Source organism: Vreelandella lionensis, from assembly GCF_044543515.1.
GTDB lineage: Bacteria > Pseudomonadota > Gammaproteobacteria > Pseudomonadales > Halomonadaceae > Vreelandella > Vreelandella lionensis.
Map to the genome: position 1 here is coordinate 101,821 of NZ_JBITWC010000003.1, position 23,819 is coordinate 125,639.

At 56.4% G+C, this 23,819-nt stretch carries 33 protein-coding genes and 1 tRNA gene; 23 read left to right on the plus strand and 11 right to left on the minus strand.

All coding sequences use genetic code 11. The features are described from left to right. Nucleotides 1-67 precede the first annotated feature (67 nt). Nucleotides 68-304 (minus strand): YdaS family helix-turn-helix protein, encoded by a 237-nt coding sequence (locus ACIGG6_RS02540; RefSeq protein WP_399841935.1) that lies wholly within the window; start codon nucleotides 302-304, stop codon nucleotides 68-70. Nucleotides 305-392: 88 nt separating this feature from the next. Here ACIGG6_RS02540 and ACIGG6_RS02545 point away from each other — a divergent pair, with 88 nt between their 5' ends. The 19 genes from ACIGG6_RS02545 (at nucleotide 393) to ACIGG6_RS02635 (ending at nucleotide 10,561) form a co-directional block, all read left to right on the plus strand. Beyond that, nucleotides 393-1,061: a LexA family protein gene (locus ACIGG6_RS02545; protein WP_399465071.1), complete on the plus strand. Its 669-nt coding sequence runs from the start codon at nucleotides 393-395 to the stop codon at nucleotides 1,059-1,061. A gap of 10 nt (nucleotides 1,062-1,071) precedes the next feature. Next, nucleotides 1,072-1,371 carry a hypothetical protein gene (locus ACIGG6_RS02550; protein ID WP_399841937.1) on the plus strand — a complete coding sequence of 100 codons (300 nt, stop codon included), beginning with the start codon at nucleotides 1,072-1,074 and terminating at the stop codon, nucleotides 1,369-1,371. After that, complete coding sequence (locus tag ACIGG6_RS02555) at nucleotides 1,361-1,642, plus strand: hypothetical protein (RefSeq protein WP_399841939.1); 282 nt, start codon at nucleotides 1,361-1,363, stop codon at nucleotides 1,640-1,642. The genes ACIGG6_RS02550 and ACIGG6_RS02555 overlap by 11 nt, the downstream gene beginning before the upstream one ends. Before the next feature lie 138 nt (nucleotides 1,643-1,780). Further along, the gene (locus tag ACIGG6_RS02560) at nucleotides 1,781-2,167 is read left to right on the plus strand and encodes a hypothetical protein (protein ID WP_399841941.1); all 387 of its coding nucleotides are present in this window, start codon (nucleotides 1,781-1,783) and stop codon (nucleotides 2,165-2,167) included. Further along, a complete protein-coding gene (locus tag ACIGG6_RS02565) occupies nucleotides 2,164-2,499 on the plus strand; it encodes a hypothetical protein (RefSeq protein ID WP_399841944.1) in 336 nt (111 codons plus the stop codon). Before ACIGG6_RS02560 ends, ACIGG6_RS02565 begins: the two co-directional genes overlap by 4 nt. Continuing rightward, a complete protein-coding gene (locus ACIGG6_RS02570; protein ID WP_399841946.1) occupies nucleotides 2,496-2,786 on the plus strand; it encodes a hypothetical protein in 291 nt (96 codons plus the stop codon). Before ACIGG6_RS02565 ends, ACIGG6_RS02570 begins: the two co-directional genes overlap by 4 nt. Continuing rightward, nucleotides 2,783-3,100, plus strand: a complete 318-nt coding sequence (locus tag ACIGG6_RS02575; RefSeq protein ID WP_399841947.1) for a hypothetical protein — start codon at nucleotides 2,783-2,785, stop codon at nucleotides 3,098-3,100. The genes ACIGG6_RS02570 and ACIGG6_RS02575 overlap by 4 nt, the downstream gene beginning before the upstream one ends. A 10-nt stretch (nucleotides 3,101-3,110) precedes the next feature. Continuing rightward, on the plus strand, nucleotides 3,111-3,431 hold the full coding sequence (locus ACIGG6_RS02580; protein ID WP_399841949.1) for a hypothetical protein: 321 nt from the start codon (nucleotides 3,111-3,113) through the stop codon (nucleotides 3,429-3,431). Continuing rightward, nucleotides 3,428-3,598 carry a DUF1382 family protein gene (locus ACIGG6_RS02585; RefSeq protein WP_399841951.1) on the plus strand — a complete coding sequence of 57 codons (171 nt, stop codon included), beginning with the start codon at nucleotides 3,428-3,430 and terminating at the stop codon, nucleotides 3,596-3,598. Before ACIGG6_RS02580 ends, ACIGG6_RS02585 begins: the two co-directional genes overlap by 4 nt. A 302-nt stretch (nucleotides 3,599-3,900) precedes the next feature. Beyond that, the gene (locus ACIGG6_RS02590) at nucleotides 3,901-4,848 is read left to right on the plus strand and encodes a recombination-associated protein RdgC (protein WP_399841954.1); all 948 of its coding nucleotides are present in this window, start codon (nucleotides 3,901-3,903) and stop codon (nucleotides 4,846-4,848) included. Then, nucleotides 4,845-5,144, plus strand: coding sequence for a hypothetical protein (locus ACIGG6_RS02595; protein WP_399841956.1), 300 nt, complete (start codon nucleotides 4,845-4,847; stop codon nucleotides 5,142-5,144). Before ACIGG6_RS02590 ends, ACIGG6_RS02595 begins: the two co-directional genes overlap by 4 nt. Further along, entirely contained in the window at nucleotides 5,137-5,808 is a 672-nt protein-coding gene (locus ACIGG6_RS02600; RefSeq protein WP_399841957.1) for a hypothetical protein, read from the plus strand. The genes ACIGG6_RS02595 and ACIGG6_RS02600 overlap by 8 nt, the downstream gene beginning before the upstream one ends. Continuing rightward, a complete protein-coding gene (locus tag ACIGG6_RS02605) occupies nucleotides 5,805-7,397 on the plus strand; it encodes a DNA cytosine methyltransferase (protein WP_399841960.1) in 1,593 nt (530 codons plus the stop codon). Before ACIGG6_RS02600 ends, ACIGG6_RS02605 begins: the two co-directional genes overlap by 4 nt. Next, on the plus strand, nucleotides 7,394-7,816 hold the full coding sequence (locus ACIGG6_RS02610) for a chromosome partitioning protein ParB (RefSeq protein ID WP_399841963.1): 423 nt from the start codon (nucleotides 7,394-7,396) through the stop codon (nucleotides 7,814-7,816). The genes ACIGG6_RS02605 and ACIGG6_RS02610 overlap by 4 nt, the downstream gene beginning before the upstream one ends. Then, entirely contained in the window at nucleotides 7,813-8,436 is a 624-nt protein-coding gene (locus tag ACIGG6_RS02615; protein WP_399841965.1) for a hypothetical protein, read from the plus strand. Before ACIGG6_RS02610 ends, ACIGG6_RS02615 begins: the two co-directional genes overlap by 4 nt. After that, nucleotides 8,436-8,687: a hypothetical protein gene (locus ACIGG6_RS02620; protein WP_399841968.1), complete on the plus strand. Its 252-nt coding sequence runs from the start codon at nucleotides 8,436-8,438 to the stop codon at nucleotides 8,685-8,687. The genes ACIGG6_RS02615 and ACIGG6_RS02620 overlap by 1 nt, the downstream gene beginning before the upstream one ends. Then, nucleotides 8,687-9,202: a hypothetical protein gene (locus tag ACIGG6_RS02625; protein ID WP_399841970.1), complete on the plus strand. Its 516-nt coding sequence runs from the start codon at nucleotides 8,687-8,689 to the stop codon at nucleotides 9,200-9,202. Before ACIGG6_RS02620 ends, ACIGG6_RS02625 begins: the two co-directional genes overlap by 1 nt. 1 nt (nucleotide 9,203) lies before the next feature. Next, nucleotides 9,204-9,512 carry a helix-turn-helix domain-containing protein gene (locus tag ACIGG6_RS02630; RefSeq protein WP_399841973.1) on the plus strand — a complete coding sequence of 103 codons (309 nt, stop codon included), beginning with the start codon at nucleotides 9,204-9,206 and terminating at the stop codon, nucleotides 9,510-9,512. After that, a complete protein-coding gene (locus ACIGG6_RS02635) occupies nucleotides 9,419-10,561 on the plus strand; it encodes a tyrosine-type recombinase/integrase (RefSeq protein ID WP_399841975.1) in 1,143 nt (380 codons plus the stop codon). Before ACIGG6_RS02630 ends, ACIGG6_RS02635 begins: the two co-directional genes overlap by 94 nt. A gap of 42 nt (nucleotides 10,562-10,603) precedes the next feature. Here ACIGG6_RS02635 and ACIGG6_RS02640 read toward each other — a convergent pair. Further along, a tRNA-Ser gene (locus ACIGG6_RS02640) sits at nucleotides 10,604-10,694 on the minus strand. A gap of 58 nt (nucleotides 10,695-10,752) precedes the next feature. Beyond that, a complete protein-coding gene (locus ACIGG6_RS02645) occupies nucleotides 10,753-12,459 on the minus strand; it encodes a potassium/proton antiporter (RefSeq protein ID WP_399841977.1) in 1,707 nt (568 codons plus the stop codon). 147 nt (nucleotides 12,460-12,606) lie between these two features. Here ACIGG6_RS02645 and ACIGG6_RS02650 point away from each other — a divergent pair, with 147 nt between their 5' ends. Continuing rightward, a complete protein-coding gene (locus ACIGG6_RS02650) occupies nucleotides 12,607-13,764 on the plus strand; it encodes an ABC transporter substrate-binding protein (protein WP_399841979.1) in 1,158 nt (385 codons plus the stop codon). Nucleotides 13,765-13,813: 49 nt separating this feature from the next. Beyond that, complete coding sequence (locus ACIGG6_RS02655; protein ID WP_399841982.1) at nucleotides 13,814-15,199, plus strand: 3'-5' exonuclease family protein; 1,386 nt, start codon at nucleotides 13,814-13,816, stop codon at nucleotides 15,197-15,199. Here ACIGG6_RS02655 and ACIGG6_RS02660 read toward each other — a convergent pair. The 3 genes from ACIGG6_RS02660 to ACIGG6_RS02670 all read right to left on the minus strand — a co-directional run bounded on the left by ACIGG6_RS02660 (nucleotide 15,180) and on the right by ACIGG6_RS02670 (nucleotide 18,822). Beyond that, nucleotides 15,180-15,983, minus strand: a complete 804-nt coding sequence (locus ACIGG6_RS02660) for an alpha/beta fold hydrolase (RefSeq protein WP_253504190.1) — start codon at nucleotides 15,981-15,983, stop codon at nucleotides 15,180-15,182. The two genes, ACIGG6_RS02655 and ACIGG6_RS02660, sit on opposite strands and share 20 nt — an antisense overlap. A gap of 16 nt (nucleotides 15,984-15,999) precedes the next feature. Then, nucleotides 16,000-16,668: a 7-cyano-7-deazaguanine/7-aminomethyl-7-deazaguanine transporter gene (locus tag ACIGG6_RS02665; protein ID WP_044629142.1), complete on the minus strand. Its 669-nt coding sequence runs from the start codon at nucleotides 16,666-16,668 to the stop codon at nucleotides 16,000-16,002. A 186-nt stretch (nucleotides 16,669-16,854) separates the two neighbouring features. Next, nucleotides 16,855-18,822, minus strand: coding sequence for a propionyl-CoA synthetase (locus ACIGG6_RS02670; protein WP_399842089.1), 1,968 nt, complete (start codon nucleotides 18,820-18,822; stop codon nucleotides 16,855-16,857). Nucleotides 18,823-19,073: 251 nt separating this feature from the next. Between ACIGG6_RS02670 and ACIGG6_RS02675 the strand changes: the two genes are divergently transcribed. Then, nucleotides 19,074-19,394 (plus strand): ArsR/SmtB family transcription factor, encoded by a 321-nt coding sequence (locus ACIGG6_RS02675; RefSeq protein WP_399841985.1) that lies wholly within the window; start codon nucleotides 19,074-19,076, stop codon nucleotides 19,392-19,394. 48 nt (nucleotides 19,395-19,442) lie between these two features. On the opposite strand, the gene sohB is transcribed toward ACIGG6_RS02675, so the two are convergent. Next, nucleotides 19,443-20,489, minus strand: a complete 1,047-nt coding sequence (gene sohB / locus ACIGG6_RS02680) for a protease SohB (protein WP_399841988.1) — start codon at nucleotides 20,487-20,489, stop codon at nucleotides 19,443-19,445. A 169-nt stretch (nucleotides 20,490-20,658) separates the two neighbouring features. Here sohB and ACIGG6_RS02685 point away from each other — a divergent pair, with 169 nt between their 5' ends. Next, a complete protein-coding gene (locus ACIGG6_RS02685) occupies nucleotides 20,659-20,970 on the plus strand; it encodes an SCP2 sterol-binding domain-containing protein (RefSeq protein ID WP_044629145.1) in 312 nt (103 codons plus the stop codon). Nucleotides 20,971-20,980: 10 nt separating this feature from the next. Here ACIGG6_RS02685 and nudC read toward each other — a convergent pair whose 3' ends face one another. From nudC to ACIGG6_RS02705, 4 genes are read right to left on the minus strand one after another with little or no spacing between them, the layout of a single operon-like run. Continuing rightward, nucleotides 20,981-21,754: an NAD(+) diphosphatase gene (gene nudC, locus ACIGG6_RS02690; protein WP_253503736.1), complete on the minus strand. Its 774-nt coding sequence runs from the start codon at nucleotides 21,752-21,754 to the stop codon at nucleotides 20,981-20,983. Further along, the gene (gene dnaQ, locus ACIGG6_RS02695) at nucleotides 21,747-22,496 is read right to left on the minus strand and encodes a DNA polymerase III subunit epsilon (RefSeq protein ID WP_399841991.1); all 750 of its coding nucleotides are present in this window, start codon (nucleotides 22,494-22,496) and stop codon (nucleotides 21,747-21,749) included. The genes nudC and dnaQ overlap by 8 nt, the downstream gene beginning before the upstream one ends. Continuing rightward, nucleotides 22,478-22,963, minus strand: coding sequence for a ribonuclease HI (gene rnhA, locus ACIGG6_RS02700; protein ID WP_253503730.1), 486 nt, complete (start codon nucleotides 22,961-22,963; stop codon nucleotides 22,478-22,480). Before rnhA ends, dnaQ begins: the two co-directional genes overlap by 19 nt. Then, nucleotides 22,956-23,753, minus strand: coding sequence for a class I SAM-dependent methyltransferase (locus ACIGG6_RS02705; protein WP_253503728.1), 798 nt, complete (start codon nucleotides 23,751-23,753; stop codon nucleotides 22,956-22,958). The genes rnhA and ACIGG6_RS02705 overlap by 8 nt, the downstream gene beginning before the upstream one ends. Between the last annotated feature and the right edge of the window lie 66 nt (nucleotides 23,754-23,819).

Consider the following 23,819-nt stretch of genomic DNA (forward strand, 5'->3'; position numbering starts at 1 on the left):
AACACTGTACGCACAAACAGACCAGCGCTAAGGGCTGTGCTGTTATGCGTGGCTGCATATACTGGGATCATTGAGACGCCACCTCGTCAGCGGCTGGCTGAACAAATACAGACGGGCATAGTTGAGCAGCAGTGAACTTGCCTTCTGTTAACTTCTCGGCTCGAAGAGCCACAGCAGGAGACATGCCATGCTTTCCACGTACCCACCCTGAAACAGTTGCTTGGTCAACTTTGAGCAGTTCTGCTGTTTTAATTTGGTTGCCGAAGAAACCCACCAGACTTTGGAAGGTAGAGGTTTGGCTCATCTTTGTGCGCTCCATAATAGGCATTCCCATATAATAGGTATAGGCATACCCGTTTGCAAGCGTATGGGTTCGCCTATATAAAACGCTTATGGAATTCAAAGACCGCCTTAAAAAAGCCAGGAAGCTAGCTGGCCTCAATCAAGCCGAGCTCGCCCAAAAAATTGGCGTGCAGCAGACCAGTATCTCGGATTTAGAGCGCGGTAAGTCTAAGTCAACGTCATTTTCTACTCAGATTGCCCATGAGCTAGGCGTTAGCGCTTTATGGCTTGCCACTGGAAAAGGCGAAATGAACGCAGGCGCAGTAAGCTCTGCGACTGACAACAACGTATCTATGGCACCTACGCCGCTGCGCTACTATCGCTACCCAGTGATTTCTAGCGTCCAGGCAGGCAAGTTTGCAGAATGCGTGGTGCCTTACCCTGCGGGCATGGAAGAACAGCACGAAAGCACTGACTATGACGCCAAAGGGCCGGCTTTTTGGCTGGAGGTCTCGGGCGATTCGATGACCGCGCCAGCAGGCGTAAGGCCAAGCATTCCAGAGGGAACACTGGTATTGGTAGACACCGGCATCGAGGCCACCCCAGGCAAGCTGGTGGTAGCGCAGCTAGATGAAAGCAACGAAGCGACGTTCAAAAAATACATCATCGAAAGCGGGCAAAAATACCTAAAGCCGCTCAACCCCGCCTATCCGCTCATACCGATCAACGGTAATTGCCGGATTCTTGGCGTTGCTGTTGAGGCAAAGACAAAGCTCTAGAAGGCACCATATGAATGAAAAAGCCTTGAAAGCGCGCGAACTTAAAGGCGAGGATCTCAACAGCTTCATCGATGCAAAGGGCATTTCAACCATATGCCTTTTATGCGGAAATGATGGAGTGATGATCATGTCGCACGGCCCTGATAAGCCCCTTCAACTATTCGCTATGCCGCTTGTTCACCCGGACGCAGAGCCAGGCGACACGGCAGAAACTGCGGGATTTATTTGCAGTAACTGTGGTCACGTCACAACGTTTGCTGCGTCTCTCATCGTAGAATGGAAATATGGGGAGCCGCCCAATGACGGATAATGTAAGCTACCTTCCAGTGAAAGACAGCGGAAGCGGCACAGGAGGCGAACCCCCTATGAATGATCACCTAACAGCGCGTGTTGAGCACCTTGAGCGTGATGTTGGCGATATTAAAACGACCCTAGCCCGCATCGAGACCAAGATAGACAACTTCGCCACCAAAACAGAGATGGCGCAACTTGAAACGCGCGTCATCAAATGGAGCGTTGGCACGATTCTGGCCGCTGGCGGCCTCGTCTTTGCCATCATGCGCTTTCTTCCTGCCGCGTAATACCACGTAACATCGTTTGAAAAGCCGCCCATCGAGGCGGTTTTTTGTGCCCATACTTAAAATATGGGAATGCCTATTGACCTATTTTATGTGTTTGCCTATATTTAGAGCATCGAAATACAGGCAAGGGTCAATAAAATGCAAATCACACAAGGCAACTGGCAAGCGACCATCAACCCAGAGCGCGGCAGCTTAGGCCTCACCCGCACCCAAGCGGTTGACCTCATGCTGCTGGCGGCGGGCAACACCTATAAAGAGATTGCCAAGGCCACCGGGCGCTCACCGGAAACCGTTCACGGCAGCCTCAAGAAGGCCTACCACAAGCTGAGCGTTTACAAAGCCGCTGGCGCCGTCGCTGAGGCCATGCGCCGTGGCTGGATTGCCCCGCTACTCGTCGCGCTCATGATCAGCTGCATCAACGGCGATGCCGACGCCCTGCGCCACCGCCCACCGGCTCGCACTCGCCAGCAGGTCAGCGCCAGCCGATCTCTTGCGCGCCGTGACGTAGGGAGTGTGTACGCATGAACTTCGATACCCAACAAGCACTACTGCGCATCAAGGGCACCGCGCGCGCTATGCGTGAAGAGGCCGAAGAAGCCAGCACCAAAGGCATTCAGATTGAACCGGCCGCGCTGAATCTCTACGCCGCCCTGCTAGACAAGGCCCGCGACACGCTGGAATTCGAGCAGTCGTGCAGCCTCACCAACGACGACACCATTTGGCTCAAGACAGTGATGGATAGCTTAGCGGGATGCGTCAAACGCGCCGAAAAGAGCGGCTACCCCATCAGCGTGAGCGAGATCCGCGCCGTGATGTCAGTCGTCAACGGTGCCCGCGTGCAAGGCGGTGCCCAATGAGCGATCTACACACCCCCTGCCGCTTCATCGTGAAGCATTGGCAACTACTGGCCATGCAAGACGGCTACACGCTCCACACCACCGTCATCGAAGCGGTACCCGTAGAAGGCGGCTTCCTGCCTGCGTTCGTCGGCAAACGTGATACCCGCGTCGTGGTGCAGATGGCAACACCGCTGCCCACACAACAAGCCGCCCGTAACAGCCTGCGTGATGTTTTGTGGGGCGCTCACGTAGCAGGCCGCATCAACCTCAACCCGCTTACCGCCACTGAGGAGCAAGCCGCATGAGCAAACAAGCCACCAAGTTTTTATGGGCCGCGTTTCTGTTCGTCGCGCTGCTGGTAATGGGCCACCTCTCCAAAGGAGAAGCGCAAGAGCAAGCCGCTTGGCTGGAAGATTACTGCACCAGCGCCGCCATCTGGGCAGCGGAAGAAGCCCGCGGCGTGCCGCTCAACCAACGCACGGGCCAGCCGGACTACAAGGGCATCGCTGAAGAGAGTTGCCCGGGTATGCGCCCCGCCCTACCGGCGCTGGATGAGTACGCGCCAGCCCAGTACGCGATGCCCAGCACCGCGCCCGTTAACCAGCTTGTTCAGTTTTGAGGTGATGGCCATGAGCACCTTCCGCGTCTACGGCATGACCGAATGCAAAGCCCGCCAGCTGGCGCGCCAAGCAACTCCACCGAAGCTTGGCGAGCCGGTAGCCGACTACGAGGAGCGCGTCCAAGAGCGCTTTGAAAAGATCATGGACAGCGCTCGCCAAGTGCCACTCAGCGCCGCGTTCGATGCGCCTCAATACGCCGAGCAGTTCATTCAAATGGCGAAGAAGTCAGGCAGGGCGCGCGACCTGCATATCAAGTACCCAAAGAAAGTGCAGGTCATGAAGCGCAAGAAGCCCGTTATACAAACCGTCTGGCAGGAGTACATGCCGTGAACAAAGCAAGCCCCATCGATACGCGCCGCTCGCTAGAGGCCGCCAGCGCCTTCGCCAAAGCGGGCATCCCGTTTGTGCCAGTTCCGGTGCTGAACGCCCGTCAGAAATCAGAGGCTGGCGTGCTGGCCACCCAGCGCCTTGAGCAGATTGAGAAGGAGTGCCAGTGATCGACCAAGCCGCGTTTGACCGAATTTTCAAACAGCCAGCGCCCGCCAAGGGCGACGATCAGAACACAGAGAGACCGTCATGCAGTTAACCATGGATGACCAATCAGAATTCACAGCGCCAGCGCAGTGGAGCCAGGAAACGAAAACGCCTGAAACTCTCAAGAATGCACGCTGCGCATGCTGTAGAAAAGCACCCGACTCTCTCACTCCATTAAGCGCTGGATGGGCTTGGGACACGTTAGAACCGACAAACCCTTGGCTCTGGTGCCCAGAGTGCAGCCCATCAAATAAGGACGCCTAACATGTGGTTCAAAAACCTACACCTCTACCGCCTGCATGGCGTTAAGGCTCGCAGTCTTGGCGAAATCGACACGCTGCTTGCACAGCGCTCAGCCAAGCCCCTTGGCAATTCCGACGCTCGACGCATTGGCTGGACGCCACCAGCAGGCCACTTAGGTGGTGGACAGATGCTACACCCACTCCAAGGGCGCCTACTGATCAGCGCCCTACGCCAAGAGCGCCTACTGCCCGCATCGGTCGTGGCTGAGGAAGTAGCCGAGAAGGTCGCGGAGATCGAAGAAAGCGAAGGCCGCAAGGTCACGCGTAAAGAGAAAACCGCGCTCAAGGAACAGGTCACCGAAGAGCTAATGCCTCGCGCTTTCGTGCGCAGCCAGAAAATAGACCTCTGGTGGGATACTGAGCGCAACATGATCGGCGTGAACACCAGCAGCCGGGCACGCGCTGAAGACGTACTAGACCTACTGCGCGAAACCCTTGGTAGCTTGAAGGCCACGCCCTTGAGCAGCCAAACGCTACCCATCCGCGCAATGACCACTTGGCTAAGCGACCCCGCCAGCAGACCGGCTGACCTGCAGCTAGGCGACAACTTTGAGCTCAAAGCAAAAGGCGATGACGGCATAGTGCGCGCCCGCCAAGTGGATCTCGACAGCAGCGAAATGCAGCAGCTACTCGAAAGCGGCAGGCAATCCAGCAAATTGGCGCTCAGCATCGAAGGCCAGCTCTCTTTCATCCTGCATGACGACCTAGCCCTGAAGTCGTTGCGCTTCGGTGATGCGCTGATTGAAGAAGCCGACCACGCCGACGATGGCGACGACGCCCTAGCCCGCCTGGAAACCGACTTCATCTTGATGGCGGGCAGCCTGCGCCAGAACGTAGAGCGCCTTCTTGAATGGCTCGGTGGCGAGACTGAGCGCCAGCCAGCAGCGGATAAAGGCGAGGTGCAGCCATGAGCGCCATTTACGTCAACGACCCCGCCAACGGCGAAAGCGTCACGCTCAGCGAGCTAGGCCGCCGCTACGGCCTCTCCCCCGCGTGCCTATCCCGACGCTACGAGCGCGGCTATCGCGGCAAAAAATTGGTCGAGCTAGTCAGCCGCGAAGAAGTGGCACGCGCCAAACACGCCGAATACCGCGAAAAGCTGGAGCGTCAGCAGCAGTTAGTCGATGCGAATACCGCCGCGTTGATGCGGCCGCTGAACCATATTGCGGATGTCAGCAAAATGGTGGGAGGAAGCCAGCATGTCTAAAGCGATTATCAAAGCCTTTGAAGAGCGCCTTCGGCAGATCAATGAGGAGGGCTTTACTGCTGAGCATGACGACGCTTACACGCAAGGCCAGCTAGCAAGCGCTGCCGAATGCTATGCCAGAACAGTCTTCTGGAGTCACGTTGCCCCAGGTGTTACTCCGCCTATCCCGCTCTACTGGCCTTTTGATGAAGCATGGTGGAAACCCAGCACCGACCCCCAGCGCAACATTATCAAATCCATTGCGCTACTGGTCGCTGATTATGACCGCATCGAGCGCGCTAAAACGGTCGATGAGCAGCCCAGAGAAAAAACGGTTTGGTCGAACAACGATGAAGAGTTCAACCACGAAGACCTGCACGAATTGATCTCTGATAAAGACCTAGAGGCTGGCGATACCGTCTACGTAGGCGAAGCGATCAAGCACCAGCCTAGCGCCTTTGCTGTGCGCAGTGCGCTCGGCGTCATTGAGGGCATGCAGGACAATGCACACGACTTTGCCGACGAATGGAGCGCAGGCTTTGCCGACTGCAGCCAGCCCCAAATCGACCTGCTGCAGGGGTTAATCGACGCCTGGGCAGATGCCACGCTGACCTTAGAGTTTTACGGCATCACCGGCGTTCAGCAGTACATCGTGACTGCCGAAGACGTGGAGGCCAGCCAGTGAGCAATCTCAATCTTTTCGGCCATGAACTGGTAGTCGATAACTTCGCCGGCGGCGGCGGTGCGAGCGAGGGCATTGAGCAGGCGCTAGGCCGCCCAGTGGATCTCGCCATCAACCACGACGCCACGGCCATTGCAGTGCACACCGCCAACCACCCCGGCAGCGAGCATTCAGTCGCGGACGTGTGGGACATTGAGCCCGAGCAGGCCACCAACGGCATGCCCGTAGGGCTGGCGTGGTTCTCTCCTGACTGCCGCCACCACAGCAAGGCGAAGGGTGGCCGTCCGGTATCAAAGAGCGTGCGCGGCCTCGCTTGGGTCGCGGCGCGCTGGGCAGCGAAGGTAAAGCCCCGGGTGATCATTCTCGAAAACGTTGAGGAGTTCCAAGACTGGGGCCCGCTGATCAAAGGTGAAGACGGCAAGGTGCGCCCTTGCCCAGCGCGCAAGGGGCAAACCTTCCGGGGGTTCGTGAGCTGCCTCAAGCGCCACGGATACCAGGTAGACTGGCGGATCCTCCGCGCCTGCGACTACGGCGCGCCTACCATCCGTAAGCGCCTGTTTCTGATTGCCCGCTGTGACGGCCTGCCCATCGCGTGGCCGAAGCCGACGCACGCAGACCCAAAACTGCCCGCCATGCAGCGGCGCAACTTGAAGCCATGGCGCACCGCTGCCGAGTGTATCGACTGGTCGTTGCCCTGCCCTTCGATTTTCGGCCGAAAGAAACCGCTGGCCACCGCCACGCTAAACCGCATTGCCAAAGGCGTGATGCGCTTCGTTGTGGAGCACCAGCAGCCGTTTATAGTGAAGCTTAATCACACGGCGGCTTACTACACGCCGTTTCGTGGGCAGTCGCTACTGGAGCCGCTGCAAACCATAACCACCACACCGGGCTATGCGCTGGTATCTCCGCATATCACTAAGTTTCGGACGGGTGCGGTCGGCCATGAGCTTTCGATGCCGCTGCATACCATTACGGCAAATGGCAACGCTGAAGGCTCCAAGGCGCGCCCCGGTGGCTCCACGCCTCTTGGCATCGTGACCGCCTTCCTAGCCAAGCACTACACCGGTGTTGTCGGTGCGGATCTGCGTGCCCCGTTACCCACAGTCACCACCACCGACCATAACGCCCTGGTTAGCGCCTTCATGATCAACATGAAAGGCAGCACGCGCAGCGCCAAAGATGCCCGGGAACCGCTGACGACTATCTGCGCTAGCACCACGCACGCATATCTAACAGCGGCATTCCTAGCGCCCTACTACGGCAGCGGCAGCGGCGAAACAGGCCGCGACATTCGCCAGCCAGCGCCTACGGTCACGACGAAAGACCGCCTCCAGCTGGTAACGGTCATGATTGAAGGCGAGCAATACGCCATCGTGGATATTGGCATGCGCATGCTGCAGCCGCATGAGCTGGCCATGGCGCAAGGCTTCCCAGCGCACTACCAGTTTGCCGAGATCGACGGCAAGCCCCTGGCGAAGCACAAACAAGTACGCCTGATTGGCAACAGCGTTTGCCCACCGCTTGCCCGGGCCATCGTAGAAGCCAACTTCACACACGAACAGCGGTTCATGCCGCTAAGCGAGGTCGCGTGATTCGCTCAATAAATGGCGTTGGCGGCCAGAGCCGTCAGCTCGCTGACATTGCAGAAGCCTTGCGGATACCTGAGCAACCGCCGCTGATCAGCACCCAGCGTTACCTAAACAATGCTGTCATTAAGCGCAAAGCCGAAACGTTCAAGGTGTTTTTAGTGCGGGTCCATGAGTGCACGCTGCGCGGCAAACGGTACCGCTTTCTTATGGATGGCCACCACAACTACGCAGCCGCCAAGCTACGTGGCGTGGAGCCTACTTTTACTACACCTGGCGCTAAGTTCCTGCGCCACCTGAACAAGATGACGCCGCGCCAGCAAGAGGCATTCTTTATCAACAACCTGACCGACTGCCCCCACTACTACGTTGAGACAGGCGAGATCGTGGCGGAACTAGAAGCACCTATGGAGTTAAGCCAATGAGCATGGATCAACTGTACACAGATGCGCTGAAAGAGCTTGAAGAAGTTAAGGCAGAGCGCGACGAATACCGCGACCACCTAGCGGCGATCGCTGAAATGACAGGCAATGGCGACGACATTGGCGCTGCGCATGAAGGTGTGAATGCCCTAGCGGAGGATTTGGCTAGACATAAGCGCATGTTTGCCGCTGCCTGTGAAACGCTGGGTGAAATTCAGCAAGCGCTGGGCAATAGCGTAGTGGGCATTGAACCGGAACTGGTTAAAGAGCTGGTCGAAGAGCGCGACGTGCTGGCGGCTTATGCCGAGGAGTTTTGCTCAGCAGCATATCAAGCCTCGGAAGTTATGGATGATCTTAACCGAGATCAATGCGAGGCGCGGCATCGTCTTGAACATTTCCGGTACAACATGCCTGACGCCGCAAAAAAGATAGCTGCCCGCCGCGACCTACTCCAGCAGTCACAAGGTGCCCACAAAGTGGCTCACGCCGTACTGCATACCAACCTGCTGCGCGCCCAGAACCTGGACAAGCAGGAGTACGCGGCAGGCGTGGCCACGCTGATTGGCAACCAGCTTTACCTAGACGCGCTAAAGCCAGTGAAACAAGCCGAAGGGGATGAGTGATGTGCATTGAAATCACAGAGCTGGAAAACGGTGGCAGCATCACTGTCGCGACCAAAGGGCATGTAGATCCCTTGGCGTTTGTTGAGGCTTACGGCTTGCGCTCTGGCGATCCTAAGGAGGACTGGCCAAGCATTGAAGAGGTTCAGCACGTCTACATGCGCAAGACGCCTCGGGATGGCTTCGAATCATGGTGGACGCAATGCGAAAAGGGTCGAGGCGCATTTCCGGCAACGATCATGGGGCCTTTCTGATGACCCAACCCACCCACACACACCGCGAAAGCGGTGGGAAGTTTGCCGAGCTGCAGCAGTACATGGGCACCGGGCCTCTGCTGGAAGGGCATTGGCTGATCGTTTACGAAGACCTCGACAAGGGTATTCAGAGCATCACTACCCAAGACGATTGGCTGAACAACTGGCGACCGCTCCACCCGGATGATTGCCCCGTGTGCCTGGGTAGCGGTCACGACCACATCAAGGGCAACAAAGACCGCCCCTGTGGGCACTGCTACGGGCTGGGCAAGGTGCGGGCAGACGGCGAAGCCGCTAACGATTTGTGGGAGCTTGCCACAGTGGCCACCGGCATCATCGAGCGCCAGCACGCAGAACTGCACCAGCTGCGCCAGATCGCCAACAACCCGGCCGTGCAAGCGCTGCTCGATCAGCAGCGCCAGCAGGTGATAACCGATAGCGTCGGGCGACAATACCAGGAATGGAGCGACGGCCACGGCCACGGCCCTGGTGGACAGCGGTATACAGGAGACTGAAATGAACGTGCTTACCTACACCCCCAAAGAAGCATCAAAAGCGCTGAGCGTGTCGGTGGCCACCGTGTACCGCTGGATGGATGACGGCACCCTGCCCATAGTCTTGCTGGGTAAGCGCCGGATGATTCACGCAGAGCGGTTGCGGCAAAAACTGGACGCCGACTGCGCTGGGCAGCAAACTAATTACGCGCCCGGCGTGGTGACAGGAGAAACACCATGCCCCACAAACGTAAGGGTTCACCGTACTGGTGGACCAAAATCACCCCGCCGGGAGGCGGTACGGCGATTAGACGCTCTACTGGGACGGTAGACTATCGCGAGGCAAAAGCACTGGAAGCAAAGTGGCGGTCGGAGCTCTATCAACAAAATGCCTGGGGCACTAAGCCCCAGCATTCATTCGCCGACGTCGCGACAGAGTTTCTGGTGGCCAGCCAGCAAAAGCGCACCATTGGGGATATACAGCGGCGGGTAGGCCGACTGTATGACCACTTTGGGCCAGACGTAGTAATGGAAGAGATGGCAGGAAAGGACGTGCGGGAGTTTATCTCTGCTCGGCAAGCTGACGGCGTGAAGCCAGCAACGATCAACCGGGAACTATCGATTCTCAGCGCGATGATCAACCACGCCATTGAGCAATTAGAGTGGCCCATGAGCAATCCTGTTCGCGGCAGGAAGCTCAAGGAACCAGAGGGACGCGTGCGGTGGATCACTCACAATGAAGCAGATCGGTTAGTCGCAGCAGCCAAAACGCAGCGAAGCGGGGAGCGGCTAGCAGACTTCATTCTATTGGCCCTTAACACCGGCGCACGAATGAACGAGCTGCTGAAAATGAACTGGAGTCGCGTCGATTTCCATAATGCCCTACTCCACCTGGAAGGTGAAGACACGAAAAGCGCCAAGCGCCGCTCGGTACCGCTGAACGATGCAGCGCTGGCAGCGTTAAAAAGGCGCTGGGTATGGGTCTCGCAAAATTGCCCACATAGCGAGTGGGTATTTGCCAAGGCCAACGGCGAACGACTGGGATGCATTCGACAAGGATTCAAAAGTGCGTGCACCGCTGCCCGCATCATGAACTTCCGCATCCACGATCTCAGGCACACATGCGCCAGCTGGATGATCAGTGAAGGCGTACCGCTCATGGACGTAAAAGAAGTGCTCGGGCACTCCACCGTGAAGATGACCGAGAAATATGCGCACCTAGCACCGCACCGCGCCCGCGATGCAGTAAACCAACTAGGTAAACGAGCAACAGGCAGCACCCCGGCCGAAGTGGCTCAGGATTTCCAGACACAATCTGGACACACTGAAAGACCGGTGAATTTAATAGAAGGCATGCTAGGGAGGAAACGCAGAGCCTAGAAACGAAAAAAGCCCCGTAAAAACGAGGCTTTAGAATCGAGGTGGCGGAGGGACAGGGATTCGAACCCTGGATAGGCTATTAACCTATGCCGGTTTTCAAGACCGGTGCATTCAACCGCTCTGCCATCCCTCCGGCTTATGGGTGCGTATAATAACAGCTTCCCCTTGTAAGTCAACGCCTTTTGAATAAATTAGTAGAGCCTTAAGCCAACGCGAGTTATCGCTCCGCCTTCCATTGCGCTGACTACCCAATGGATGCCGTGCCAATCAACGTCGTCGCCCACTACCGGGTGCCCGCCTACCCGTAGGGAAACAAACTCCGCCAGCGTCATCTCCTGCTCGCCGGGGCTGAGAGTTAAGCCGTAGGCCTGGGCGATGTCTTGCATATGGGCATTGCCATCTAAAGTAAAGGTGCCGAAGAAAGCGCGCTCTTGCTTGAGCTTGGCATCGCCGTTGAACAGTCGGTTCAGTGCTACCAAGTCCTCCGTGCGGCCAATCACGCAAAGCACATCACCTAGCTTCAAGCGTGTGCTGCCTTTGGGGTGCAGCATGACGTGATTGCGGAACAGCGCGGAAATCAGTGCACCAGAGGGGAAGCGCAGCAGGCGAATGGGTACGTCTTCTAGGTCTTCGTTTTCGACCACGTAAACGAACATCTCGAAGTCGTTGTCGGGCATAATACCCAGCGGGCCACGGCGGTTGGGTGTGGTACCTACCGGCACCTCGACCCTTAACCAGCGCGCCATGAACGTGAGCGAGCCGCCCTGAATAAGCAGCGACATCAGCACCACCGCGAAAGCCACGTTAAAGTAGAGCGAGGCGTTCTCTACCCCGCCAATTACCGGGAAGATCGCCAGCACAATCGGCACCGCCCCGCGCAGGCCTACCCAGGCAATAAAGAAGGTTTCTCGCCAGCGGAACTTAAAGAAAGGTTTGATAGTAATCAGCACCGCGATCGGACGAGCCACGAAAATCAGCGCCAGCGCAACAAACCCAGCAGGCAATGCCACTTCCCATAGCTGGCTGGGGGTCACCAGCAGGCCCAGCACCAAGAAGAGCCCAATCTGGCTTAGCCAGGCTAGGCCATCGTGTACCGGTAGAATAAAGTTCAGGTGCCGCCCTGGCTGGTTACCAATCATCAAGCCAGCCAGATAAATCGCGAGGAAACCACTGCCACCCAGCACGCTGGTTAGCCCGAATACACTAAATCCAAGCGCAAGCGCCAGCATGGCGTAAAGGCCGGGCGCTAAATCGAGCCAGCGCAGCAGTTTGGCGCTCAGCCAACCGCCACCAATGCCCACTGCCAAACCAATACCAAACTGAGAGATAAAGAACAGCAACGTTTCGGTAATGCCGCCAATATCCCCAACCAGCAGCTCCACCAACATTAGCGTTAGGAAAATTGCCATCGGGTCGTTGGTACCCGATTCAATTTCAAGTGTGGCCCCTACCCGTTCGTTCAGGTTTACGCCGCGGCCGCTTAGCATGGAGAAAACGGCGGCGGCATCGGTAGAGCCTACAATCGCCCCCACCAACAACCCTTGCACTATCGAAAGGTCGAAGACCCACATGGCGATAATGCCGACAATGGCACTGGTAATAAAGACGCCAAAGGTGGCCAGTGAAAGTGCAGGGCGAAAGCCTACGCGGAATGTTTTGAGACGGGTGCGTAAACCACCATCCAATAGGATCATGGCCAGTGCCAGATGGCCAATGGCGAACGCCATGGAGTAGTCGTCGAACTCGACGCCTAGCAGGCCCTCTTCGCCCGCCAGCATGCCCAGGCCCAAGAAAATCAGCAGCAGCGGCACGCCAACCATTGATGAAAGGCGGCTCGCTAATATGCTGAGCGCCATAAGGGAACCACCTACCAGGAAGAACGTATAAATTGCGTCCATGTCTCTCCGTCTCTACATCAATGCCGTTCTATTATTACATGTCGGTGCTGAATTTACTGAGCGTGTTCGCTTGGTTTATGCAAGGGGCTAGCCAGGTGCTTTACCTGAAAGCTAAACTTCGCCGTCCTACCATCGGGAGTTGAGGTTATGTTGAACGCTTGTTTGCGTGGCCGTTCATTTCTAGCACTGTCATTGGTCTTTTTTTTATTATTTTCATTTTCAGCGACTTACGCAAACGAAGAGCGTGATTCAGGAAATCTCGACGCCCCTCTTTCTTTAGAAAGCGATGTAGCGCTTCCTGAAGGGCTGTGGCCCGCAGGCGACAGCAGCGCGGCTGAAGTGCCTGAAGAAGCACCCAGTATGGCGGTGATTCCCCCGCCGCCTCTTGACCCGCCACCACTGAAACAGCTCACGCTGATGCTAGATTGGTACTTAAGCCCCCAGCATGCCGCCCTCATCGTGGCGAAAGAGCGGGCCCTGTTTGCCGCCCAAGGGCTTGAAATCGAGCTATTAACCCCAGCCGACCCCTCCATTGCGATTAAGCTGCTGGCGGCCGGAGAAGTGGATTTAGCGCTCACCCGCCAGCCGCTGCTACATTTACATGCCCACGATGGCGCGCCAATTACACGCATCGCCACGCTGATAGAAACGCCGTTAAATGCAGTGATCGTGGCAGGTGAAGCGCCAGCACCAGCAGCGGTTGCCGACGCCCTAGCCGATTTACACTACGGTTATTCCACCCGCGAGGGGCGTGATGTGTTAGTGGAACAACTTCTGCCCCGTTCAGTGCGCCAAGTCGATGACTTCGTTGCGCCTGAAAGCGTCCATTTTGATGCCGCCGATGCACTACGTTCGAGCAGAGTCGACGCCGTGGCGGATGGTTTTTTTCATACGCTGCCCCAGCAGCTCGCCTCCGATGGGATCGTCACTCATACCGTGCGCTACAGCGACATCGATATCCCGCGCCACGATGGGCTGATTCTATTAGCCAATAGCGACTCCGTTGCCCGTCAGGCCACCACCTGGTCGCGGGTGCTGATCGCTCTGGAAGAAGCCAGCAACTGGATGATTGAGCACCCAGAAGAAGCCTGGACGCTGCTGGTCACAACACACCCCGTACTGGATAACCCCATCAATCAAGAGGCGTGGGATGACCTGCTCCGCCGCGTTGCGTTAAGTCCTGCGGCACTAGACGAGCGGCGCTATGCGGCGTTTGAAAGCTACTTGCAGAGTGCGGGCGTCACAGAAAATTCAATTCCCGTCACGCGGCTGGCGGTGAACCCCCACTTACTGATGGAGCGCTAACCCGCACGCCGTAAAACAGCTTGCAACCCCCTCAACGCGCTGGAGCAGCATGCAAGACACCCCGTTAGTGTTTATCGATGTGGAAACCACCGGCACCCGGGCCACTAGGGATCGTATTACCGAAATAGCGGCCCTTAAGGTGGTGGAAGGTGAAGTTGTCGAGCGTTTTGTTAGCCTGATTTACCCAGGCACCATCGTGCCCGCCCATATCAGTCAACTGACCGGTATTTATGACGATATGCTGGCGGATGCGCCCGCTTTTTCAGCCATTGCGGAGGAACTGCTGGAGTGGTTGGGCAGCGCTTGTTTGGTGGCACATAACGCCCGGTTCGATGCCAGTTTTCTGCGTAACGAGTTTAAACGTGCGGGATACATCTATCGACCCACGCTAATATGTACGCTGCGCATTTCTCGACGCTTAAACCCTTCGCTGCCCAAGCACAACTTGGCTGCCCTGCTGTCCCATTTTAATATTCCACTGATGCGACAGCACCGCGCCGAAGATGATGCCGTGGCACTCTGGGAATTATGGCAGGCATGGCAGCGCGAGTGTGATGCGGCTACCTGGCAGGCAGCGCTTGCCGATGAGCAGCACCACCGCAGCCTGCCTGCACATCTCTCCAGCGACCAGCTAGCCGACTTGCCCAGCGCCCCTGGCGTGTATCTATTTTATGGCCATAACCGCTTGCCGCTTTACATAGGCAAAAGCGTAAATCTGCGCAGCCGGGTATTGGGGCATTTTCAACGCGATCATCAAGATGACAAAGAGATGCGCCTCGCCCAGCAGATTCAGCATATCGAGTGGGAAGAGACCGCCGGTGATTTAAGCGCGCAGCTGCGGGAAGCGCAGCTTGTGAAAACGCTAATGCCGATTTTGAATCGTCAGTTGCGCCGTCAGGGCAGCTTGAAAACGTGGTATTGGCCGAGCGATGCGGCCTGCCCCACACTAGTGAGCGGTAAAGCCATCAGCCAGCACCAGCCGGGCAAACTGTTCGGGCTATTTAGAAGTGCCAAAGCAGCAAAAGAGGCGCTGCGCAGTATTGCTGAAGAGCATCAGCTGTGCCCACAGGTGTTGGGGTTAGAGAAAGGCAAGGGCCGCTGCTTTGCTCACCAGCTAGACAAATGCCGTGGCGCATGCTGCCAGAAAGAACCGCTAGATACTCACACTCAGCGGGCACAACAGGCACTTGCCAAGCTGCAGGTAAGTGCGTGGCCTTGGCCGGGCAGAATCGTGATTCGTGAACAGAGCCGCAAAGGCGGCCCGGTAGCGCATCATGTGGTCGATCACTGGTGCTACCTGGGCAGCGCCACCACTAAGCGGCGCGCCCAAACGCTAAAAGGCGATACGCCGCAGTTTGACGTGGATACCTACCGCATACTGAACCGGTTTTTAAACGCCCCGGAACAGCATCAGCTTACGATTGCGCCGCTATAAAGGCGTCGATCGCTTGCTGAAACGCATCAGGCTGGTCGGCATGCAGCCAGTGGCCAGCGTTTTTGAGGGTGACCAGTCGCGCCCGAGGCAGCACTTCACGCAGCGCTGGCAGCATATCGTCGCTCACGTAGTGGGAATCGGCACCGCGCAGTACCAGCGTCGCGCCTTCAAACGGGGAATCACCATCGGGCTCACCGATGATGGCCTCGTAGCCGTGTTGGATTTCATCCAGGCCAACCCGCACGCCCATAATGCCCTGCTCATCGCGCACTAGGTTGGTGGCCAAAAACAGCCGCGTGGGGCGCGAATCGACGTGCTCTGCTAGCAGGGCGTCTGCTTCGCGGCGATTGGTTGGCTTGCCTTTTCGTACTTGCTCCAGGGCAGCAAACACATCGTCATGGCCGTGCTGATAGGCCACCGGGGCAATATCGGCCACCATTAGCGAGAGGCAGCGCTGCGGCGCTTGGCGCGCCAGCGTAATGGCTACCTTGCCGCCCATGGAGTGGCCTAAAATATGCGCTTGCTCAATACCCAGCTTATCTAACGCTGCCAGCACATCCTGGCTCATGGCGCTATAGCTCATGCCTTCTGCGTGTGGGGAGCGTCCGTGGTTACGCAGGTCCACCGCCACTACCCGGCGCTTGCGCTGCCACACTTTCAAATGCGAGCGCCAATTATCGGCACTGCCGAGCAAGCCATGAATCACGACCAGCGGCTGGCTATCCGCGTCGGCGTCAGCAGGCAGGTCAATCGCGTAAAGATCCACGGGGACATGGTCGGTCATGCTATTTCCTTATCGGTTAAGCGGTTCGCGGCGCAGCATCGTCCTGCCCTGTCCATACCACCAAGCGGCGCGTTAGCCATGCGAGCAGCAGGCCATAGAGCGGCAGGAAGAACAGCAGGCTAATGCCCAGCTTAATGGCGTAGTCAACGGCAGCAATTTCCACCCAGTGCTGAGCCATAAAGGGGTCAGGACTGTTATAGAAGGCGGTGGCAAAGAAGGCAAACGTATCGGCAAGATTGCCCAGAATGGTCGAGCACACAGGTGCGACCCACCACGCCCACTGGCGCAGGCGGTCAAACACCTGCACATCGAGCAGTTGCCCCAATACGTAAGCAAGGAAGCTGGCAACTGCAATGCGGGCAACAAACAGGTTCCACTCGCCGAGTGCCTCAATGCCGGCAAAGCTGCCGCGTGGGAAGATCACTGACACCACGTAAGACACCAACAGCGCCGGAAACATCACGCGTAGGATAATCGTGCGGGCTGGCCCTTTACCAAATAGGCGCACCGTTAAGTCGGTGGCTAGAAAGATAAACGGAAAGCTGAACGCGCCCCAGGTGGTATGAAACCCAAACAGCGTAAACGGTAGCTGCACCAGATAGTTACTGGCAGCAATGATGGCGATATGGAAGGCGACCATTACCATGAGGCAACGGCGATGCTGAGCGTCGGTTAAAGCAAACATACAGATTGGCCTTTTTTTGGTTGATAGAGGGGTAAGGGAACCCTCGAAAAAGCGCGTTGAGCGCCACTGGGGCGCGCATTATACGCGTTCCTCACGGTAATAAAAGAAAGCATAAAATTGAACGCACAAAGCCGCCCATGGGGTTGGGCGGCTTTGTGCGTAGTTTGAGCGTGGCAGAGAAGATGCTTAGCTATCGGTGGAGGTTGCTTGATTGGCAGCACCCACGTTGCGTTCACGCATCGCTGCATGCACATCTTCCAAACTGGTGGGGTCATCAATGGTAGAGGGAATGCCGAAGGATTTTCCATCGGCGATATTGCGCAGCAGTTTGCGCAGTATCTTGCCCGAGCGGGTTTTGGGCAACCGGTTCACTACCAGCACCTGCTTAAAACAGGCGATGGGGCCGATATGTTCACGCACGCGCTCAATCAGTTCGGCTTCCAGGGTTGCTTCGTCGCCGTTAAAGCCATCTTTGGGAATCACTAGCCCCACTGGTAGCTGCCCTTTTAGTTCATCATGAATGCCGATTACCGCACATTCCGCCACTGCCGGATGCGCGCCCACTACTTCTTCCATCTCACCGGTAGAAAGGCGATGACCCGCTACGTTGATCACATCATCGGTTCGCCCCATGATGAACAGGTAGCCCTCCTCATCAAAGTAGCCGCCATCGCCGGTCAGGTAGTAGCCAGGGTAAGCGGCCATATAGGCACTGTGAAAGCGCTGGGGGTCGCGCCAAATACCCACCAAGCAGCCCGGCGGCAGCGGCTGCTTGATGACGACGCTGCCCTGCTGCATGGCGGGCGCCTGTTCGCCGTCGCGGTCAAGAATCTGCACGTTGAAGCCGGGCACCGGGTAAGTGGCAGAGCCCGCCTTAGTGGCCGCTGCTTCAATGCCCGGCAAGTTGGCGGCAATCGGCCAGCCGGTTTCAGTTTGCCACCAGTGGTCGATGACCGGCACATCGAGCAGGTCATCCAACCAATGAAAAGTCGGTGGATCTAAGCGCTCACCAGCAACATATAAGTGCTGCAGGCTGCTGATATCGTACTTTTCCAACTGCTTGGCGTCAGGGTCCTCTTTTTTGATGGCCCGAAACGCTGTTGGGGCGGTGAAAAAACTCTTCACTTTGTACTCATCAATCAAACGCCAAAACGCTCCCGCATCCGGTGTTTTCACCGGTTTACCTTCATACACTACCGTGGTGCAACCGCGCAGAAGCGGTGCGTAAACAATATAGGAGTGCCCTACTACCCAGCCCACATCCGAGGCGGTAAACATCACATCGCCTGGATTAAGGTCGTAAATCACTTCCATCGAATAGGCCAAGGCGACCGCATAGCCGCCAGTGTCTCGCACCACGCCTTTGGGCTTACCGGTAGTGCCAGAGGTATAGAGCACATACAGCGGGTCGGTGGCTTTCACGGGTACGCAATCCACAAAGGGAGCATCTGCCACGAGTTCTTGCCAGTCCACATCGCTAGGTTGTAACTCTGCACGATGCGCTTCGCGCTGAAATACCACGCAAGCATCTGGCTTGAAGCTGCTCAGCGAGATAGCTTTTTCGACAATGGGCTTATAGGGCAGCACCTTATCAACTTCGACTCCACAGGAAGCAGCAATCACTACTTTCGGTTCAGCGTCTTCAATGCGAGCTGCCAGCTCGTGGGGCGCAAAGCCGCCAAACACTACCGAGTGCACCGCGCCTAAACGGGCGCAGGCGTACATGGCGATCAATGCCTCAGGCACCATGGGCATATAAATAATGACACGGTCGCCTTTGGTTACCCCCAGCTTGGCAAGACCGCCAGCAAACCGCGCCACCCGGTCGCGTAGCTCAAGGTAGCTAATGGTTTGCTTGGATTGAGTAACCGGTGAGTCCCAATAAATGGCGGGTTGATCACCGCGCCCTTGCTCAACGTGGTAGTCAATGGCGGCATAGCAAATATTCAGTTCGCCATCGCCAAACCAGCGGGCGTGCTGCTGGTCGTCATAGGTAAGGATGGTGCTAGGCGGCGTGTACCAAGGCAGCTTTTTGGCCTGCTCGGCCCAGAAAGTCTCAGGATGCTCAATAGAGTGCTGGTAGGTGCGCTGATAGAGGCTCATGGTGACCTTGTGATTATTGTGTCGGTTGATAAGCATCTTCGAAGCAAAGATGGATTGTTGACACTTTATAAAGTAACCATCAATTTCACCCTCATACTATGGGATAAAACGCGACCAAAGCCGTAGCCAAACGCAGACATTGTCGACAAAAAAACCCTCACTACCATTGATAGAGCGTTAAACCCATATTTGGACAAAAACCGCTAAATTACTGATCATTAAACAACCCAATCCTCGCGACGCGACGATGGCTACATAATCTATAACAACGCTGTCACTACAGTGTAGGCAAGGAGATCCTCATGTCTGCTTCTACTAGCGCCGCTGCACGTCTTCTGGACCATAACTGTCATGCCATTGAGGCAGGCACTAACCTGCTCAAAGCGTTGGCGAATGAAAAACGCCTACAGATTCTGTGTTTGCTGGCAGAAAAAGAGCTGTCGGTGACGCAAATTAATCAGCAGCTTTCATTGAGCCAGTCGGCGCTTTCTCAGCACTTGGCGATTTTGCGTCGCGACCAGTTGGTCAATACGCGGCGGGAGTCTCAAACCATCTATTATTCACTCAGCAGCGAAAGCGCCAAGGCAATTATTAACACCCTGGCGCAACACTATGCTGCCTAGTATTGGGAACTCAGTCTTGGCTACTGAGCACTCGCTGTTCAAGCGAATCTAACGACGCTGCCAGCCTGCTGCGTCGATCACGCCCAGAGCCTTCACCATGGCATGCTCCACGCCCGCCGATACCGCTAGCCCGACCTTGCGGCTGATGGTTTTCGGCGGCTCTAGCTTCACGCGATAAACCTGCGCTTGAGCGATACGCTCTACTAAATAGGCCTCGCTGGTTCCCACGCTATCCACCAGCTTCTGCTCTAACGCTTCACTGCCGTACCAAATCTCTCCGGTGGCAAGTTTTTCAATATCCATGTCGGGCCGGTGCTTAGCCACGTAAGTTTTAAATAGGCGATGGGTGTTTTCTAGGTCATCGATAAATTTCTCACGCCCTTCTTGGGTGTTTTCCCCAAGTACGGTCAACGTGCGCTTATATTTACCGGCAGTAAGTAGCTCAACATCGATATCGTTGCGTTTGAGCAGGCGATGAATATTGGGCACTTGCGCGACCACGCCAATAGAGCCAATCACCGCAAACGGCGCGGCTTTAATGTGGCTGGCGGTGCAGGCCATCATGTATCCGCCGCTGGCGGCCACTTTGTCGATGCATACCGTGGTGGTGAGCCCCGCTTCTCGCAGCCGGTCCAATTGAGCAGCGGCTAAGCCATAGGCGTGTACCAGACCACCTGCTGATTCCAAACGCACAATGACTTCATCATCAGTGCTGGCCACCTCAATCACCGCCGATACCTCTTGGGCGAATTGCTCGGCTTGCGAGGCTTTAATATCGCCATGGAAATCCAGCACCCATACTTTTTGGGCGTTTTGGGCCTCGCTCTTGTCTTTCTTGGCCGCCTTTTGCCGGGCTTTCTCTTCGTGGCGAAACGCCTTAACCAGCTTTTTACGTGCGCCATGCACTGTTGTTGTCACGCGTAGCCGACGATTGCGCGCCCGGCGTTGATCATTAAGCGACTCTACATAAAGCTTAAGGCCATGTTCGCTGCTCTCTTTATTACGCCGCATCATCACCAACAGAATCCCAGCAGCGGCCATCACTAAGGTTGTCTGCAGTAAAAATGTGCCCATTTCCGCGAGCCATTCAGTCATCATCACTCTCCTCTTGCTGTGTTGATACGGTTCAAATGTGAATTTTTTGCTCTCTAGCACGCAAACACTGCGTGGACTGCTAATGAGACTTGATTAAAACAAATGTTTAAAATAGTCTCACCCAAGGCATCAACTGCTTGTTAGCCGACTAACGCTTAGGAACTAATCTATGTCATCTAATACACTTGAAAAGTTGCAGTCCCGCTTCGACCCAGAGGCGGCAAAAGGGATGAATGAGGTTTTTCAATTTCATTTTTCCGACGCCGGCAGTTACTACCTGGATATCCAGGACGGTACGCTGGGTGTACATGAAGGTGAGCACGACGATCCATCGGTCAGCCTAAGCATGAGCACCGACACGCTAAAGGGCATTATGAGTGGCGAGATCAACGGCATGACAGCCTTCATGACTGGCAAGCTTAAAGCCACCGGCAACGTAATGCTGGCGACTAAGCTCACCAGCTTGTTCCCCAGCCAGTAAGCCTGCCCTGCTAGCGCCATCGCGCCAGGTGGGTTTCAATTAAGTCACGCGAAATTGAGTAAGGCGGCGGCAGCGACGGCAGCTGCCGCGGTGAAAACCACGCGGCGTCACTAATTTCTACGCCATCAATTTTGATGCGCCGCGTGGTGGCTTCGGCAAAAAAGCCAAACATCAGCGAATGCGGAAAAGGCCACGCCTGACTATGGTGGTAACGCAGTTGGTCCACATGCACGCCCACCTCTTCAAATATCTCTCGATGCACGGCCTCTTCCGCCGACTCCCCAGGCTCAATAAACCCTGCCAAAGTAGAGTAACGCCCAGGTGGAAAACGCGGGCTACGGGCTAGCAGCATCGCTTCACCACTGGTCACCAAAGTAATGATACAGGGCGAAATACGCGGATAGTTACGATGACCGCAGGCATAGCAGTGCATCGCGAACTCTGCTTCAAGCTTGGTCGCCTTTTCGCCGCAGCGGCCGCAGAAGCGATGGTTCTCAAGCCAGGCGCCTACCTGCAAGGCCGTTGAGAGCAGGCTGAACCAGGACGCGGGTAGCTCACCTAGCCACTGACGTCCATCAATCCAGTCATCGCCCGGCTTATTCTCTACCAGTAGCGCCACGGGTTCATCGTGCCAATAGCATAGCGGCTGCATCTGCTCGCTCCAGGGCTGCAACGGCTGTAACGGCGTTAATTCCCCCGTGAGCGGCGCTGGCGCAATATGGCTACGGGAGACACGGATGACCCGCCCCTCTTTGGCATGATGAGGAATTTCACGTTTAAGCATCGGCAGAGGCACCGTCTAGCGGCTCTTGGAACCAGCGTAACTGGTGCGCTTCGCATTTGGCTTGATGAGCGGCGTGCTCTTCAGCAGTTGGCCTCACCACCCGAAGTTGGCCTGGGGTTAGCGAGAGGCGCTGTATTGAAAGCCCTTCGCTCGCCTGATTTTGCTGTTTTTTGTCACCACCACTTTCTGCATCTAACGTTAGCGCCGTTTGGCCGCCGGTCATTGCTAGGTAAACATCAGCAAGAATCTCGGCATCCAACAGTGCGCCGTGAAGTACCCGGTGACCATTATCGATGTCGTAGCGCTTACACAGCGCATCCAGGCTATTACGCTGGCCTGGGTGCATCTCCCGTGCCATGACTAGCGTATCCAGAATACGGCAGTGATCTCGCACCGGGCCTAACGCGGGTGCCTGGCGGCGCTTATTGAGCATGCCTAGCTCATGGTCAATAAAGCCGACGTCAAAAGGCGCGTTATGGATAACCAGCTCGGCCCCTTCAATGAACGCCCAGAAATCATCTGCGATCTCGGCAAAGACCGGTTCATTAGCCACTTTGGCATCGTCAATGCCGTGTACCGCGACCACTTCCGCGTCGATGTGGCGCTCTGGGTTGATGTATTGGTGATAGGTGCGCCCGGTAAACCGTCGATTGATCATCTCTACGGCACCGACCTCTACCAGCCGGTGACCATCTTTGGGGTCAATGCCGGTGGTTTCCGTATCTAGGATGACTTGGCGCATGCCGCTCTCCTCTGATGTTCATCGATGGCTTCGTTAGCCAATTCATCTGCGCGCTCATTACCGGGATGGCCGCTGTGCCCTTTTACCCAGTGCCACTCAACCTGGTGGCGCTGGGTTTCTTCGTGAAGGGTCTTCCACAGCTCAGCATTTTTGACGGGCTGTTTGGCCGCCGTTTTCCAACCGCGTTTAATCCAGTTATGAATCCACTGGGTAATGCCCTGGCGCACGTATTGAGAATCAGTCCACAGCGCCACTTCACAGGGCTTATTAAGTGTGCGTAGCGCCATAATCGCCGCCATTAACTCCATGCGATTGTTGGTCGTCTCCGCTTCATAACCTTTTAAGGTTTTTTGATGAGGGCCGCTTTCCAGCATCACCCCCCAACCACCTGGACCTGGATTGCCTCGACAGGCCCCATCGGTGTATACCGTCACCCGGGGCAGCCCCTCGGCTGCTTGCTTACTCACGTTCACTATCCTTTTTTAGACAACGTTGACCTGACGGGTATCGCATAGGGGCACCCGAGCGTGTAGCGCCTAACGATGTGGGTGACACAGGCGCGCGCAGCCCAAATTTCACACGTTGGATTGGTGCATGGCGTTGGCGACGCTGGGCTTGAATCATATAACTTTCGCCTAGCGGCAAATTATGCCGACGCCCCAACGCTTCCCAGCGCTCTCCGCAGGAGTTACTCATTGGGCCACGAAAACAGCAATAGTCTACGCGCTCCACCTCAAAATCGACAAACGCCAGCCAGTCCTTCAGCCGATTCGCCGAGCGCCACTGCCCATTCCAGGGGAAGTCCGACGGTGGCTTTCGCCAGCGCTGAGTCAACCCATTCAAGCCCAAGGGGTTGAAGCCGAACAGCACCAACATGCCATTATCAGCCGTAACGCGCGCGGCCTCTTGCAGCGTGTAGTGCGCATCGGAAAGATGTTCTAACCAGTGGTGAATGACAACGGTATCGAGGCAACGGTCGGGTAATGCCAGCTGATCGGGGGGGCATACCAGCGTTGAGTCACTTTCGGCCAACGCGCGATTTGGCGACCAGCGTATCGGGTGTGCGATCGCCGACATGGTCATTAGCGCTGGCCCCATACTCATCTCTAAGCTGTGCCCACCTTTACGGCCCTCAACCACCGGGCCGAGGCAGGCGCGTTGTGTTTCCCAGAGCGCGCGGCCTGCGTCTGTTTGCCAGTATGCCTGCGCGTTTGTCATACGCTGGGCGAGGCTAGTGGCCTTTGGCGAATTTGACATAAACGGCGCTTCCCTCCACAGTAACTGCTTTTTAACGTCGCTTTGCGCCAGATTTCGCGCGCAGCA

Coding starts and splice junctions, on each gene's coding strand:
- ACIGG6_RS02630 (WP_399841973.1), top strand. CDS start 9,204: ATGAACGTGCTTACCTACACCCCCAAAGAAGCATCAAAAGCGCTGAGC.
- ACIGG6_RS02575 (WP_399841947.1), top strand. CDS start 2,783: ATGAGCAAACAAGCCACCAAGTTTTTATGGGCCGCGTTTCTGTTCGTC.
- ACIGG6_RS02650 (WP_399841979.1), top strand. CDS start 12,607: ATGTTGAACGCTTGTTTGCGTGGCCGTTCATTTCTAGCACTGTCATTG.
- ACIGG6_RS02675 (WP_399841985.1), top strand. CDS start 19,074: ATGTCTGCTTCTACTAGCGCCGCTGCACGTCTTCTGGACCATAACTGT.
- ACIGG6_RS02655 (WP_399841982.1), top strand. CDS start 13,814: ATGCAAGACACCCCGTTAGTGTTTATCGATGTGGAAACCACCGGCACC.
- ACIGG6_RS02595 (WP_399841956.1), top strand. CDS start 4,845: ATGAGCGCCATTTACGTCAACGACCCCGCCAACGGCGAAAGCGTCACG.
- ACIGG6_RS02600 (WP_399841957.1), top strand. CDS start 5,137: ATGTCTAAAGCGATTATCAAAGCCTTTGAAGAGCGCCTTCGGCAGATC.
- nudC (WP_253503736.1), bottom strand. CDS start 21,754: ATGCTTAAACGTGAAATTCCTCATCATGCCAAAGAGGGGCGGGTCATC.
- ACIGG6_RS02615 (WP_399841965.1), top strand. CDS start 7,813: ATGAGCATGGATCAACTGTACACAGATGCGCTGAAAGAGCTTGAAGAA.
- ACIGG6_RS02635 (WP_399841975.1), top strand. CDS start 9,419: ATGCCCCACAAACGTAAGGGTTCACCGTACTGGTGGACCAAAATCACC.
- ACIGG6_RS02545 (WP_399465071.1), top strand. CDS start 393: ATGGAATTCAAAGACCGCCTTAAAAAAGCCAGGAAGCTAGCTGGCCTC.
- sohB (WP_399841988.1), bottom strand. CDS start 20,489: ATGACTGAATGGCTCGCGGAAATGGGCACATTTTTACTGCAGACAACC.
- ACIGG6_RS02660 (WP_253504190.1), bottom strand. CDS start 15,983: ATGACCGACCATGTCCCCGTGGATCTTTACGCGATTGACCTGCCTGCT.
- ACIGG6_RS02645 (WP_399841977.1), bottom strand. CDS start 12,459: ATGGACGCAATTTATACGTTCTTCCTGGTAGGTGGTTCCCTTATGGCG.
- ACIGG6_RS02625 (WP_399841970.1), top strand. CDS start 8,687: ATGACCCAACCCACCCACACACACCGCGAAAGCGGTGGGAAGTTTGCC.
- ACIGG6_RS02685 (WP_044629145.1), top strand. CDS start 20,659: ATGTCATCTAATACACTTGAAAAGTTGCAGTCCCGCTTCGACCCAGAG.
- ACIGG6_RS02705 (WP_253503728.1), bottom strand. CDS start 23,753: ATGTCAAATTCGCCAAAGGCCACTAGCCTCGCCCAGCGTATGACAAAC.
- ACIGG6_RS02620 (WP_399841968.1), top strand. CDS start 8,436: ATGTGCATTGAAATCACAGAGCTGGAAAACGGTGGCAGCATCACTGTC.
- ACIGG6_RS02570 (WP_399841946.1), top strand. CDS start 2,496: ATGAGCGATCTACACACCCCCTGCCGCTTCATCGTGAAGCATTGGCAA.
- ACIGG6_RS02665 (WP_044629142.1), bottom strand. CDS start 16,668: ATGTTTGCTTTAACCGACGCTCAGCATCGCCGTTGCCTCATGGTAATG.
- ACIGG6_RS02540 (WP_399841935.1), bottom strand. CDS start 304: ATGAGCCAAACCTCTACCTTCCAAAGTCTGGTGGGTTTCTTCGGCAAC.
- ACIGG6_RS02580 (WP_399841949.1), top strand. CDS start 3,111: ATGAGCACCTTCCGCGTCTACGGCATGACCGAATGCAAAGCCCGCCAG.
- dnaQ (WP_399841991.1), bottom strand. CDS start 22,496: ATGCGCCAAGTCATCCTAGATACGGAAACCACCGGCATTGACCCCAAA.
- ACIGG6_RS02550 (WP_399841937.1), top strand. CDS start 1,072: ATGAATGAAAAAGCCTTGAAAGCGCGCGAACTTAAAGGCGAGGATCTC.
- ACIGG6_RS02565 (WP_399841944.1), top strand. CDS start 2,164: ATGAACTTCGATACCCAACAAGCACTACTGCGCATCAAGGGCACCGCG.
- ACIGG6_RS02590 (WP_399841954.1), top strand. CDS start 3,901: ATGTGGTTCAAAAACCTACACCTCTACCGCCTGCATGGCGTTAAGGCT.
- ACIGG6_RS02555 (WP_399841939.1), top strand. CDS start 1,361: ATGACGGATAATGTAAGCTACCTTCCAGTGAAAGACAGCGGAAGCGGC.
- ACIGG6_RS02560 (WP_399841941.1), top strand. CDS start 1,781: ATGCAAATCACACAAGGCAACTGGCAAGCGACCATCAACCCAGAGCGC.